Genomic DNA, 14694 nt, shown 5'->3' with positions numbered 1-14694 from the left:
TAAAAATTCAATTAAAAAAAATTTAAAAATAGTTTTTAATTAAAGGCTATAGAATTTATTAATTAGTGAATAGTTTTAGAATGCGATATTAGTTTAATTGTCTGTTTTATAGTGTTTTATTGTTTTTGGTTTACGTATAAGCCCAGAATAACAAAATTCTCTTTGGTTCAAGAATACCATATTTTGGATAATACATTGTATTAATAAAAACATTTGTGATACTATTTCATATAAAAGAAATGGATATTTAGTCAATAAAAACATAGTTACAATTATCATGATAAAAAAGTTATTAATTCTATCATTAACATCCATAGTTCTGTCTTGCGGTGGTAATGGTGAAAAATCTGAACAACCCCAAAAACCAAACGTTATTTTTATTATGTCTGATGATCATACTTCACAGGCATTTGGTATTTATGGCAGTAGACTAGCTAGTTTAAATCCTACACCAACACTAGATAAAATTGCCAATGAGGGGATGATTTTCGATAATTGTTTCGTTACAAATTCTATATGTACACCAAGTAGGGCAACCATTATTACTGGTCAATACAGTCAAGCTAATGGTGTATTAGACTTAGAAGGCCATGTAGAACCTGAAAATCAATATTTACCTCAAGAAATGAAAAAACTGGGGTATGAAACTGCAATTATTGGTAAGTGGCATTTAGAACGAGAACCATCATCTTTTGATTATTACACAGTTCTTCCTGGACAAGGTAAATACCATAACCCTTCATTCATAGTACAAGGCGAAAAACCTTGGCCACAAAATACTATTCAAACAGAAGGGCACTCTAGTGATATGATTACAGATATTTCATTAGACTGGCTAAAAAACAAACGCGATAAGAATAAACCATTTTTCTTAATGCATCATTTTAAAGCACCACATGATGATTTTGAATTTGCGCCACGTTATAAAGACTATTTGGAAGAAACACACATACCAGAACCAGCAAGTTTGTATGATAACGGAAACAACGGTTCTATTGCTACAAGAGGAGTTAATGACTCATTAATCCATGATATTGGTTCTTCTGTATCTAAAAGAAATACGATTAGAGGAATGCACATGCGTTTATGGAGCGGACAATACACAAAGATTTCTAACCCAGATTTTGATCCTTCAAAGCGAATTAAAGAAGGTATGAGTGATAGAGAGTTTACGCATGAAACCTATCAAGAATACTTAAAAAGATATTTAAGATGTGTAAAAGGTGTTGATGATAATATGGCACGTTTAGTACAGTTCTTAAAAGATGAAGGACTTTACGATAATACCATTATAGTATATACAGGAGATCAAGGTTTTATGCTTGGGGAACATGATTATATTGATAAACGTTGGATGTATGAAGAGTCTCTTAGAATGCCATTCTTTGTAAGATATCCTAAATCAATTAAAGCCGGTTCTAGAACAGATGCCATTATTAATAACAGTGATTTTGCTCCTACATTAATTGAAATGGCAGGTGGAAAAACTCCTGATTATATGCAAGGGAATAGCTTTAAACCTATTCTTGAAACGGGCGAAGAACCGAAAGATTGGCAACAATCATCTTATTACAGATATTGGATGCATATGGCACATGCCCATGCTAATCCTGCACATTTTGGTATTAGAACCAAAAAATATAAACTTATATTTTTCTACGGAAAGTATTGGGTAGATACGGATGAACCTGATGCTGAATGGAACAGAAAGAGTTGGGGAAATAGATTTACATTCCATACCCCTGTAGCTTGGGAGTTCTATGACTTAGAAAATGATCCGAAAGAAATGAATAACCTGTATGGAGATCCTGCATATAAAGATATTATTGGGGATTTAAAAGATCAGTTAGCCGATAAACGTAAGGAGTTAAATGAGGAAGACGGAGATAAGTTTCCGCACATTCAAGAGGTTATAAATAAGCACTGGAACGATTTATAAACTTAACATAAGGCCATGAAAAACGCCAACAAACTAGTAACATTAGTCTTTGTATCTTTTTTCGTAATTTCTTTTCAAGGATGCAAAGACAGTAGAACACAAGAAAAAGAAATTGTTGAAATTCCAGAACCTAAGTTTCCTTGGGAAAATACGGCACTTTCTGCAAAAGAAAGAGTAGATATTCTTGTTAAGGAAATGACTTTAGAAGAGAAATGTTCTCAAATGTTAGATGTTTGTCCGCCTATAGAAAGGTTAGGTATACCAGAATATAATTGGTGGAATGAAGCGTTACATGGTGTTGCAAGAAATGGTAGGGCTACTGTATTTCCGCAAGCTATTGGTTTAGGAGCTACTTTTGATGAGGATTTAATTAAGCGTGTAGGCAATGTTATATCAGATGAAGCAAGAGCTAAATATAATGAAGCTATTAAAATAGAAAACCGGAGTAGGTACGCTGGATTAACTTTTTGGAGTCCAAACGTAAATATTTTCAGAGATGCGCGTTGGGGGCGTGGACAAGAAACTTATGGAGAAGATCCCTATTTAACCAGTAGAATTGGGGTGTCTTTTGTAAAAGGTTTACAAGGAGACAATCCCAACTATATAAAGGCAGCAGCCTGTGCCAAACATTATGCAGTTCATAGTGGACCTGAAGAATTAAGACATGAGTTTGACGCAGTAGTCTCAAAAAAAGATTTATATGAGACTTATTTACCTGCCTTTAAAGCATTAGTTACAGAAGCCAATGTTGAAGGTGTAATGGGCGCATATAATAGAACTCAGGGTGTTCCTTGTTGCGGTAGTCCTTATTTATTACAAGAAATTTTAAAAGACGATTGGGGGTTTGATGGTTACATAGTTTCAGATTGCGGAGCTATTAGCGATTTTCATCGTTTTCATAAAGTTACCAATACTCCAGAAGAGTCGGCCGCCATGGCTTTAAAAGCTGGGACAAGTGTAAACTGCGGTAATGTTTATAAAGTCCTTAAAAGTGCGTTAGATCAAGGATTGATAACTGAAGAATTAATTGATACACGTTTAAAAGAGAACTTATTAACCCGATTTAAATTGGGGCTATTCGATCCTGTAGGTTCAGGGCCATATGACAACCTTGATGCCTCTGTTGTAGATTCTGAGGCTAATAGAAAAGTAGCAAGAGAAGCAGCACAAAAGTCTATCGTGTTATTAAAGAATAAGAATAATATCTTGCCATTAGATAAAAACATAAAGACATTATATGTTGTTGGCCCTAATGCTTCAAACGAAGAGGTGTTATTAGGTAATTACTACGGTTTAACAAGTAATACCCAAACAATCTTAGATGGTATTGTGGGTAAGGTAAGCCCAGGAACTAGTATTAACTACAAATACGGTATGCTACCTTTTAGAGATAATGTAAATCCTATAGATTGGTCAACGGGTGAGGCAGGTAAATCTGATGCTTGTATTGCTGTTATGGGAATTTCAGCCTTATTAGAAGGTGAAGAAGGAGAGGCCATAGCTTCAAGTGAAAAAGGAGATAGAACCCAATTAAAATTACCACAAAATCAAATTAATTATATAAAGAAAATAAAGCGTCAGACCGATAAACCATTAATATTGGTTTTAACAGGAGGAAGCCCAATTGCTATTCCTGAGTTACATGATATTGTTGATGCCGTTTTATTTGTTTGGTATCCTGGAGAAGAAGGAGGAAATGCCGTTGCAGATGTAATTTTTGGTGATGTACCGCCGTCTGGAAAGCTGCCAATTACTTTTCCGAAATCTGTCGATCAATTACCGCCATATGAAGATTATAACATGAAAGGTAGAACTTATAAGTATATGACCGAAGAACCGTTATATCCATTTGGGTTCGGATTGTCATATACATCATTCGAATATAAAAACTTGAATATTGATAGTGATTTTAATGTAACTGTTGAAGTTTCAAATACAGGAACCTTGGCTTCTGATGAGGTTGTCCAATTATACATTAGCTCACCTTTGGCAGGTTCTGAGGATCCGATTTATGATTTAAAATCTTTTAAACGCATTTCGCTAGAGTCTGGTAATAGTCAAAAGCTTACCTTCAAATTAGATACGTCTAGTTTTAATCAGTTTGATGAAAACGGTAAAGAAATCATTAGAGATGGTGAATATAAGGTTTATGTAGGAGGTGCGTTACCATCCCAAAGAAGTCTTGATCTGGGAGCATCAAAAGGTGCTCATGTTAAGGTTAACCTGAGTAAGTCATAAAACGCATTTATAATGTAAACTAAAACATATGTAGACCTTATTGGGTTTTACAGGTTCTAATTTTGTGAAAAACACAGATCATGAAGCAAATAGTAGTTTTAGCATTGTTAGTGAGTGCATTTTCTTTTGCGCAGCCCAATATTATTTTTATTGAATCTGATGACCAAAGTAACCTAGCGGTAGGGGCATATGGGTTTGGAGGTATTAGTACCCCAAACATTGATGCATTGGCAGATTCTGGAGTTTATTTTACGAACGCCTATAATATGGGATGTTGGTCTCCTGCGGTTTGTATACCAAGTAGAACCATGTTATTTAATGGAGTCCATTTATGGAAGGCTTCAAAAATTAATAAAGAACGCGTTCCAGGATTATCACTTACCGAAAGGTTAAAAGACAAGGGGTATGAAACATACTTTACTGGAAAATGGCATGCATTAGGTAAGTCTGTAAAGGAAACATTTAATCATTATGGAACCATTACACCAGGACAATTAAAAACCTACCATTCTCCGGAGGGGCATTATACTGATATCGTTGGAAATGAGGCCGTGGCTTTTATAAATAGTGCAGCTAAAAAAGAAAGCCCATTTTTCTTGTATGTTGCGTTTAATGCGCCACATGTGCCACGTCAAACTGAGCAGAAATATTATGATATGTACCCCAAAGCAGAAATAGAATTGCCGCCTAGTGTAAAAGCAGGACCTCTTCACCCACATATAAAGTACAACTATACATCGGCACCTTTAAATCCTAAAACAATGCAAGGACGTTACCAACAGAACAATGCCATGGTAACTCATATGGATGATAGAATTGGAGATATTTTTGAAGCTTTAAAAGCACAGGGACTTTATGAAAACTCTATTATTGTATTTATGTCGGACCACGGAATTAGTTTTGGTGAAAATGGGGTAGCAGGAAAAGTATGTTTATATGATATAAGTGCCAAAGCACCTTTAATTATTAAAGGACCAGGAATTCCAACGGGCAAGAAACTAAAGCAACGTTTGTATTTACAAGATATTTATCCGACACTATTAGATTTTATTGGTGCCGACATTCCGGATTATATGGATTTTAAATCATTAAAACCTATAATCAAGAAAGCATCAGAAAAGGATGTTTACAAGTCCATTTATTTAGCAATGTTTGATGACCAACGAAGTATAATTCAAGGTGATTATAAATTAATAATGTATCCAAAAGTTAATGTTGCTGAACTATATAATTTAAAAAACGATAAATGGGAAACTAAGAACTTAATATCTAAATCGGGAACAACCACTATTGTCAAAAAGCTACTAACCGAATTTGTGCAATGGCAAGAGGATACTGGTGATGAATTGGATATTAAGCAGGCATTTCCCGAGTATTTCAACTAAAACTAAACATGAAAAACTTTTTATTCCTTTTAACTGTTTGTCTACTTGTTCAATTTTCAACGGGGCAAAACCCATTGGTAACACATATATATACAGCAGATCCTACAGCTCGTGTTTTTAACGGAAAACTTTATGTATATCCATCACACGATATAGTACCTCCTAAGGGTACAAAAGCACCACGTTTTTGCATGCCCGATTATCATTTGTTTTCGTTAGAAGGGGGAAATACTTGGAAGGATTACGGCGTGGTTTTAGATCAAAATGAAGTGCCTTGGGGAGAGAAGAATTCTTATGGTATGTGGGCACCAGATTGTATTAAAAAAGGAGATGTTTATTATTACTATTACCCTGCAAAACCATTAGATGGTTCTTCATTTAGAAGAATAGGTGTAGGAACTTCAAAAAGTCCAACGGGACCTTTCAAATGGGAGAAGTCTTATATACAGGGGGTTAGCGGAATAGACCCAGGATTATTATTGGATGATAATGGGAAGGCTTATTTATATTTTGGTGGTGGAAAAGAATTGTTTGTTGCACCCTTAAAAAGTAACATGAAAGAAATAGCAGCAGACCCTATTAAAGTTGAAGGTTTACCAGCAGGTTATAAAGAAGGCTCTTTTTGTTTTAAGAAAGATGGTAAATATTATTTCACATTTGCTCATGTTTTTGCAGATGAAGGTTATTCTATTGGATATGCCATAAGCGATAATCCTCTGGGACCATTTGTTTATCAAGGCAAAATAATGGACAATATTGCTAATGGAACCAATCATCATTCAATTGTTAACTATAACGGTCAATGGATTCTATTTTATCATTTCTGGCAAATAAGCGGATACAACAAGTTACGTTCCATGTGTGCGGATTATATGCAGTTTAAAAAAGATGGAACCATAAAAAAAGTTAAGCCAACAATGCGAGGAATTAATGCGCCAGCTATTGGTGAAGAAATACAGGTAGATAGACATAATGGAATAAAAGGTGCTAAAACTAGCTTTGTAAGTGGAGATGAACCATTAGGCTGGATGGTTTGTGATACGAAAATGATGAGCACGGTTCAGTTTAATAATGTTGATTTTGAAGATGGCTCAGCAACAAAAATGCAGGCGAGAGTAGCTTGTGGACAGCGTATAGGGCATTTTGAAGTTAGAATTGGAAATTCCAAAGGAAAACTAATAGCAAAGTTTCCGATAGAGAGTACAGGAGGGTGGAGCAATTGGGAAACTATAGAGACACCTTTATTAGAAAAAGTTACGGGTAAAAAGAACATAGTAGTTGTATTCCATTCAGATTGGGGATCTACTAAAGCAGTAAATTTAAATTGGTTAAAACTTGTTAAATAAAATGAAATTAAAAAAATTAATAGCAATAGTATTTAGTATTTATGGGTGTTACATTTATGCACAACAACCCAATGTAATTGTAGTGCTTGCTGACGATATTGGTTCTGGGGATATTTCGTATTACAGAAGATTACACTCTAATAAGATTGTTGTAGAGACACCAACTTTGGATAAATTATCTCAAGAAGGGATAGTGTTTACTGATGCGCATTCGCCCGCTGCTTTGTGTGCGCCAACCAGATATGCAGTAATGACTGGTAACCATTGTTATCGTAGTTACGCTCCTTGGGGAGTTTGGGGCTGCTATCAACCTTCACCCATTGAAGAGAATCAATTAACTTTAGGAAAGCTGATGAAACAAGCAGGTTACAAAACCTCTTTCTTTGGAAAATGGGGATTTGGAATGGATTTCGGAAGAAAGGATAATCCTGCAGTTGTTTATAGAAGTCCAAGAAAGGAGCGCGAGACAGGTGTTGATATTACTAAAGTTCTAGATAAAGGACCTGTGCAAAACGGGTTTGATTACAGTTATATGTATCCTGCCGGAATTCAAGCAGAACCATATGCCGTTTACGAAAATGGAATAATGACACCATTAGGACCTGATTCGGAGATTACATTTATTACCAAAGATTATGGGACAAAACGAGGATTTAAACTTGATAAGAAAGAAGGTTTAGGAGATAGTAATTGGAATCCGCATAATGCGGGTAAATTATTGGTTGATAAAGCCGTAGAATTTATTGAGAGAAATGCCAAAACTAAGGCGCCATTTTTTATGTATTATTGCTCTCAGGCAGTTCATAAACCGCATACACCATCAAAAGTCTTGAATGGAACCAAAATAGCTGGAACTACACCATCAAATCACTTGGATATGGTAAAAGAACTTGATGTTCAGATGGAAATGATGGTAGAAGCTTTAAAAGAACAAGGTGTTTATGATAATACATTAATCATTTTTACATCAGATAATGGAGGTTTAAGAATAAAACCTACAATGCAGTCTGGTCATCAGTCTAATACGATTTATAGAGGAGGAAAGAATACCGCTTATGAAGGAGGTACAAGAGTGCCTTTTATAGCATGGTGGCCAAGTAAAATAAAAGCTAAGCAAATATCAGATAAACCAATTTTGGGAATAGATATTATGGCTACTTTGGCTGCGATTACCAATCAAAAGATAGAGGAACATCAAGCAATGGATTCTTCTAATTTATTACCAGTTTTACTTGGAGATGGAAGGGCAAAACCACATGAGTTTTTAATCACACAAAGTGGTACGAGTAAGCGAGCCATGATTACTGAAGATGGATGGAAATTAATCATTCAAGTTGATAAAAAGGATAAAACAAATGCAACACGAACGCCTTTTGCATTATTTAATTTAAATGATAATGTTTCGGAAAATGAGAATAAGAACCTTATCAATAAACCGAAATATCAGTCTAAGGTAAAAGAACTATTTGAAAAATATAATAGGACTAGAGATAGTAAAGTGAAAACAGGAAACTCTTAAGGAGTTTCCTGCTTTTTGTACCTTTAAATTTATGTTTGCTGGTTAACCTTAACTTGTTTCAGGGGCTTCTATTTATATATCCTGAAACAAGCTCATAAGAACATGGGGGCTATTTACGCAATAGGTCTGCTCTAATCAAGAATCTTTTCCAACCAGTTTTCCGCTAAACGTGGCCACATTTTAGCTGCTGGGTTACCCGGTCTAAGCCCGTAGCCATGTCCACCGTTTTGAATAAAATGTAAATCCACAGGAATTTTATGATCCCGTAAAGCTGTGGTCATAACCAAGGCGCTATTTCCGTATTTATCATCAGCAGTAGCAAAAATGAAAAATGGCGGTGCATTCTCTGGAATTTTAATTTCAGGTGTTAAGCTACGTAGCTCTCCTTTATCTAAATATGCGGGATATATTAATATAGCAAAATCAGGCCTACAAGATATGGCGTCCATCGCATCAATTTTTTCATAAGAATTGGTTGTGAAAAGCGTTGCAGCACGAGCACTTAAACTGCCTCCAGCAGAAAAACCAAGAACTCCAATTTTATTGGGGTCTATGTCATATTTATCTGCGTTGTTTCTTATGATTCTTATAGCACGTTGTACATCATTTAAAGCTCCCAGTTGTTTTTGAGGAACCCTATAGTTTAAAACAAAAGCAGTATACCCTAAACTATTTAACCATTGTGCAGTTTCACTACCTTCTAAGTTGGTAGAAAGTACACTATAGCCGCCTCCTGGACAAACTATAACAGCGCCTTTAGATTTATGAGCTTTTATAGGTTTAAATACTAGAAAATCAGGATTGGTAACTTTTGAAACTCTTATAACATTATTCTTGTTGTTGTCCGATATTTCATGTTCTTGTTTTGCTTCTGTTTCATTGGGAACAGCATTGGGCCATAAATGAACAGATGTAGGCTTTTGTGCCATAATAACTTGAGTAAAAAGAAGTGAATAAACTAAGAAACGTTTCATTTGAATTTATTTTGTTGCAATTGCTATTGAAGCATCAGCCAAATTATCTGAAGAAGCAATAATATTAATACTTCCAGCCGCTTCAGAAGATTTTACCACAAGCAAACATTTACCACTAAAGGCTTTGTTTTCAGGTTTTCTAAATGAAGCTAAAGATGCTTGATCTCCATTACCAACAGCTGCTAATGCTCCAGCGCCTTCAATTTTAAAATTAATTAAATTATCTGCTTTAGGGCAAATATTTCCATCTTTATCTAGTACGGACACGGTTATGAAAGAAAGATCTTTACCATCTGCTGTAATACTAGTTCTATCAGCTTCTAGTTTTATTTGCGCAGGTTCGCCAGCAGTTTTTATTTCTTTGCTTACAACTTCTTTTCCATCCTTAAAAGCCACCACTTTTATAGCTCCTGGTTGATAAGGTACATTCCAAGAGAGTCTATATTTGGTTTTGTACATGCCTTTTTCAAATTCATGGTATTCTGAAGGAATCTCAGTAAAGTCTTTTCCTTTTACTTTTTTACCAAAGGATTTTCCGTTAACAAATAATTCTACTTCATCACAATTAGTGTATGAGTAAACCGGAATTGTTTTTCCCTTCATATCATCCCAGTTCCAATGTGGTAACACATGAACCATAGGTTCTGTAGTCCACTGACTTTGATATAAATAGTATCTGTCTTTTGGGAAACCGCATAAATCTACTGGTGCAAAATAAGATGCATGAGATGGCCAATCATCATTCCAATAACCATTGGTAGAATTGTCTCTTCCGCCATATGGAGTAGGTTCACCTAAATAGTCAAAACCAGTCCATATAAATTCACCTAAGGCATTAGGACTCTTTTCAAGAGCGTCAAACTCAATATCTGGAGCATAAGCCCATGGTGGTCCTACAGTTACATCATAACTAGAAACATGATTGGTTTCGTGTTTTTCTCTAAATTCTATTGGTAAGTGATATACGCCACGACTACTTGTTTGTGATGAGGTCTCTGAACCATAAACAATCATATCTGGATTTTCTTCTACAATTTTAGAATAAGTAGTTGGCCAATAATTCATACCTACAATATCTACATGATAAGCCAGTTTATTAACAAATGGAGCAGGGTAGTAGTTAAAGCCTACTGTAGTTGGTCTTGTATTGTCTTGATCATGGCAAATATCATTTAGGTGTTTAGTAAGTTTCCAACCATCTTTTCTTCCCTGTTCTAAAATTTCATTTCCAATACTCCACATGATTACAGAAGGATGATTTCTATCTCGTTTAATCATATCCCGTAGATCTTTTTCGTGCCAGTCATCAAAGTATTTATGGTATCCATTGGGCACTTTACCAATTTTCCATTCGTCAAATGCTTCATCAATAACAACAATACCTAATTTATCACAAACCTCCAACATTTCAGGTGAAGGTGGGTTGTGGCTTGTTCTTAAGGCATTAACGCCCATGCTTTGCATGATCTGCATTTGGCGTTCTGTTGCTCTGTAGTTTACTGCAGCTCCTAAAGGACCTAAATCATGGTGCATACAAACACCATTAAACTTTACTTGTTTTCCGTTTAATAAAAAGCCATCAGTTTTATTAAATGCTATTGTTCTAACGCCAAAAGGTGTTTGGTATTCATCTACTATTGTGTTATCCATTTTAATAGAACTATGAGCAGTGTATAAATAAGAAGCATTGATATCCCAGAGTGTAACATTTGAAATTTGAGCCATTTCAGAAATTACCTTTTCTGAATTAGCCTCCATAAGAACTTTAGAGGTTTTGCTGGCAACAGTAGTTCCGTTTTCATCTTTAATAATTGTCTCTAAAATTGTCTCAGCAGGATGGTCTGAACTGTTCTTTATTGTAGTTTCAATGTTAACATCTGCGTTTCCATTTTCAACTTTAGGTGTGGTAATGTAAGTTCCCCATTGCGGAATATGAACTGAGTTGTTCATTTTTAACCGTACATTTCTGTAAATTCCAGCACCTGCATACCAACGCATAGATAAATCTTCTGGTGCCAAACGAACGGCAATTACATTGTCGCCTCCAAAATTGATGTGTTTAGTTAAATCAAATTCAAAACCAATATAGCCATAAGGTCTTTCGCCTATATATTTACCATTAAGGTAAACTTTTGAGTTGCTCATGGCGCCATCAAATTCAATAGATATTTGTTTCCCTTTTTGGTCATTGCCAACAGAGAAATGTTTTCTATACCAACCAATTCCATGTACTGGTAAGCCGCCAGTCCTTGCATTGTATTTATTGTCAAAAGGACCTTCAATAGACCAATCGTGTGGTAGGGTAACGTTTTCCCATGTGGAATCATCAAAATTTACGGCTTCGGCATTTGGAATGCTATCTTTTTGAAACAGCCAACCTTTGTTAAAATCTGAATCAGGTAAAGCAGTTGTTGCAATTATAGTTTCTTTTTTACACGAAAAAAGGACTATAGAAACTACAAGAGTATATACTATATTTAGCTTATTAAATTTCATTAGAAATAGATGTGTTTAGTTGGTATTAAAGTTGAATGATTTCTGTTAAATCTAATGGGTCGTTCATATCTTTTTGAAGTTGAACTAAATCATTAAACAATGTTTTAACCTTGTCACTATATTCAGTATTATCAGCTATGTTGTTCATTTCTTCAGGATCATTATTTAAATCAAATAGGAGCACTTTTTTAATTTTCGGATAGATGATTAACTTAAATCCGTCTTTCCTAACCATGCGCTGTAAATCTCTATAGCCATTGTAAATAGCGCTATAATTTCCTTTGTCTTGTTTTCCGATGGCCAAGTCTAAAAAGCTGTTAAAGAATACATAGTCTGGTTTTTCTATACCAGCTAAATCTAAACTTGTAGCCATGGCATCTTGTAAATAAATATCCTCAGTTACTTTTTTATTTTCAGGAATGTTAGGCCCAAGAATCATAAACGGCGCACGAATACTATGGTCAAATTGAGATTGTTTACCAATTAGCCCGTGTTTTCCAATAGCTAAACCATGATCTGCCGTAAAGATAATGTAGGTATTATCCATTTTCCCCGTTGCTTCTAAGCGGTCTAAAACCTTTCCTATTTGCGCATCTAAATGAGTAATTATGGCGTAGTATTCTTTAATATGGACTTTGGTTGCGTATTCTGTTCTAGGAAATGGAGCTAGAGCCTCGTCTCTTAAATCAGGACCACAGCCCATATCATCTTTAAATGGATATTCTGGTAACCAACTTTTTGGCAAACTTATGTTTTCTAAAGGGTATTTGTCCAAATACTCTTGAGGTGCCTGTCTAGGGTCATGAGGTGCGTTGAAGGCTAAATACATGAAGAAAGGATTCTCACTTTTTTCCGCCTTTTCAATAAAACTAACAGCATCATCTTTTAAGACTTCGCTCCAATGTTTGCCTCCTTCCCAGAAACCACCAAATTTATGATCCGTTGGAGACCATGTTGTATCTTGTTCGCTCAAAGGCCTATTATAGCCAATTGGCATTAATGTAGCTGGATCAGTATCAGTACCTTCTATAGCTTTAAATTTAGCCACTTGTTCAGAGTGCTCCCAAGCATCTCCGGGCATTCCAGGTCTAATATGTTTTACATTTTGGAAAACACTGTCTGCCTTTGCATCAATATGCCATTTACCAGTCATGTAGGTGTCATAGCCAGCACCTTCCATAAGTTTACTCCACGTTTTATCGAATTCTTTATTGTTAATCCAATTTTGCCTGAATTTATTAACATCCCAAACACTTCTTCCTGATAACAACATGGCTCTAGATGCTGCACAAATAGCACCATTCCATGCTCCCATGTTATAGGCGTTGGTAAATGTTGTTCCATGAGTTACCAGTCTATCTAAATTAGGTGTAATAATTTCATTGTTTCCTAAGGCGTTTATAGCAGAATACGTCATGTCATCTGCAAAAATGAAAACAATATTAGGTTTCGGGTTTGTAGTTTCTTTTTTAGGTGAGTTGCAAGCAACAATAGATAATAGCAAAAATGCTAATAGAAGATTTTTCATTTTAGTGTTATTAAGGTCTGTTTTTGACCTTATAAAATTACCTAAAATTCTTATGAACAAAGTGTAATCAATGTTCATTATTTAGTAATAAATGATTTTATTTTTACTCTTCTTTAGCCGAACTTGCCTTCTTTTGGTTTTGGCTCACATATTCGCTTGGAATTACACCGAATTGTTTTTTGAAACATTTAGCAAAATAAGAAGCGGTATTAAACCCAGTCATGTACATGATTTCTTTTACCGAATAATCACTTTGTTCAAAAAGTTGAACAGCTCTTTTTAACTTTATATTTCTTATAAACTCGCTTGATGATAATCCTGTAATCTCCTTAAACTTAGAATACAAATTACTTCTACTATAGCCCATTTCTTTTACAAGCATTTCTACGTTAAAGTCTGTATTCATCATATTGTCTTCAACAATACTAATAGCTTTTTGAAGGAATTGCTCATCCATGGAAGTTACAGTAACTTCTTTGGGCTTTAGTGTTATTTCTCTATTAAAACGTTTTCTAAGATCGTCCCTACGTTTTAATATATTGCTAATTCTTAATTCTAATAATTCAATATCAAAAGGTTTTCTAACATAACCATCTGCTCCAATTTTTCGGCCTTCAATTTCACTTTCTTGAGATAGTTTAGCCGTTAACATTATTACAGGAATATGGCTTGTTTCTTTTTTAGTCTTAATGTGTTTACAGAGATCAAATCCATCCATTTCGGGCATAACTATATCCGTTAGAATAACACTTGGCATAACTTTATTGGCTAACTCTACACCTGTTTTTCCATTGTCCGCTTCGTAAATGGTATAATCTTTACTTAGCGCTTGTTTAATAAAGGTTCTAATATCTGCATTGTCATCAACAACCAATAAAATTGGAAGATTAGAGTTATTGTTAACGAGATTTTGATCTATTAACTCATCATTAATGCTAATAGCAGCAGTTTCTGCTTCCGATGAACGCACGTAAAAATCTACGTCTTCTTTGTCTTTACACGTTATTTCTGGAATGTTTTCATAAGCCTTTCTTTCTATTGGTAGTCTTACAGTAAATACAGTTTCGACATTAGGTTCACTCTCAATGTCAATAGTTCCCTGATGTAAATCCACCAAACTCTTCGTAAAGGAAAGACCAATACCAACTCCTTTTTGAGTTGTTTTTTTACGTTGTTTATTATCTGTATAAAACCTAACAAAGATGTTTTTGATTTTTTCTTCGTCTATACCGATACCATTATCAACTACCTTTATTACCGCATTTTTAT

Annotated in this window: 9 protein-coding genes; 5 read left to right on the top strand and 4 right to left on the bottom strand. The window is 34.9% G+C overall.

What is annotated here, in order from left to right; translation table 11 throughout:
• The first annotated feature begins 277 nt into the window (after positions 1-277).
• The 5 genes from FUA24_RS23905 (at position 278) to FUA24_RS23885 (ending at position 8427) form a co-directional block, all read left to right on the top strand.
• Positions 278-1939 (top strand): sulfatase family protein, encoded by a 1662-nt coding sequence (locus FUA24_RS23905; protein WP_148545840.1) that lies wholly within the window; start codon positions 278-280, stop codon positions 1937-1939.
• 15 nt (positions 1940-1954) lie between these two features.
• The gene (locus FUA24_RS23900; protein WP_148545838.1) at positions 1955-4177 is read left to right on the top strand and encodes a glycoside hydrolase family 3 C-terminal domain-containing protein; all 2223 of its coding nucleotides are present in this window, start codon (positions 1955-1957) and stop codon (positions 4175-4177) included.
• 80 nt (positions 4178-4257) lie between these two features.
• Entirely contained in the window at positions 4258-5562 is a 1305-nt protein-coding gene (locus FUA24_RS23895) for a sulfatase-like hydrolase/transferase (RefSeq protein ID WP_148545836.1), read from the top strand.
• Positions 5563-5570: 8 nt separating this feature from the next.
• Positions 5571-6908: a family 43 glycosylhydrolase gene (locus FUA24_RS23890; RefSeq protein ID WP_148545834.1), complete on the top strand. Its 1338-nt coding sequence runs from the start codon at positions 5571-5573 to the stop codon at positions 6906-6908.
• A gap of 1 nt (position 6909) precedes the next feature.
• Positions 6910-8427: a sulfatase family protein gene (locus FUA24_RS23885; protein ID WP_148545833.1), complete on the top strand. Its 1518-nt coding sequence runs from the start codon at positions 6910-6912 to the stop codon at positions 8425-8427.
• Between the two features lie 131 nt (positions 8428-8558).
• Here the strand turns inward: FUA24_RS23885 and FUA24_RS23880 are convergent, their stop codons facing one another.
• From FUA24_RS23880 to FUA24_RS23865, 4 genes are all read right to left on the bottom strand, one after another.
• A complete protein-coding gene (locus FUA24_RS23880) occupies positions 8559-9401 on the bottom strand; it encodes an alpha/beta hydrolase (RefSeq protein ID WP_148545831.1) in 843 nt (280 codons plus the stop codon).
• A 6-nt stretch (positions 9402-9407) separates the two neighbouring features.
• Positions 9408-11897, bottom strand: coding sequence for a beta-galactosidase GalB (gene galB, locus FUA24_RS23875; protein ID WP_148545830.1), 2490 nt, complete (start codon positions 11895-11897; stop codon positions 9408-9410).
• A 25-nt stretch (positions 11898-11922) separates the two neighbouring features.
• Positions 11923-13425, bottom strand: a complete 1503-nt coding sequence (locus FUA24_RS23870; RefSeq protein ID WP_148545828.1) for a sulfatase-like hydrolase/transferase — start codon at positions 13423-13425, stop codon at positions 11923-11925.
• A gap of 103 nt (positions 13426-13528) precedes the next feature.
• Positions 13529-14694 (bottom strand): hybrid sensor histidine kinase/response regulator transcription factor (locus FUA24_RS23865; RefSeq protein ID WP_148545826.1); only part of this gene is annotated, 1166 nt, incomplete at its 5' end.

The organism is Seonamhaeicola marinus, from assembly GCF_008085455.1.
This window is presented reverse-complemented; position numbering and strand designations above follow the sequence as displayed.

Coding starts and splice junctions, on each gene's coding strand:
- FUA24_RS23905 (WP_148545840.1), top strand. CDS start 278: ATGATAAAAAAGTTATTAATTCTATCATTAACATCCATAGTTCTGTCT.
- FUA24_RS23900 (WP_148545838.1), top strand. CDS start 1,955: ATGAAAAACGCCAACAAACTAGTAACATTAGTCTTTGTATCTTTTTTC.
- FUA24_RS23895 (WP_148545836.1), top strand. CDS start 4,258: ATGAAGCAAATAGTAGTTTTAGCATTGTTAGTGAGTGCATTTTCTTTT.
- FUA24_RS23890 (WP_148545834.1), top strand. CDS start 5,571: ATGAAAAACTTTTTATTCCTTTTAACTGTTTGTCTACTTGTTCAATTT.
- FUA24_RS23885 (WP_148545833.1), top strand. CDS start 6,910: ATGAAATTAAAAAAATTAATAGCAATAGTATTTAGTATTTATGGGTGT.
- FUA24_RS23880 (WP_148545831.1), bottom strand. CDS start 9,401: ATGAAACGTTTCTTAGTTTATTCACTTCTTTTTACTCAAGTTATTATG.
- galB (WP_148545830.1), bottom strand. CDS start 11,897: ATGAAATTTAATAAGCTAAATATAGTATATACTCTTGTAGTTTCTATA.
- FUA24_RS23870 (WP_148545828.1), bottom strand. CDS start 13,425: ATGAAAAATCTTCTATTAGCATTTTTGCTATTATCTATTGTTGCTTGC.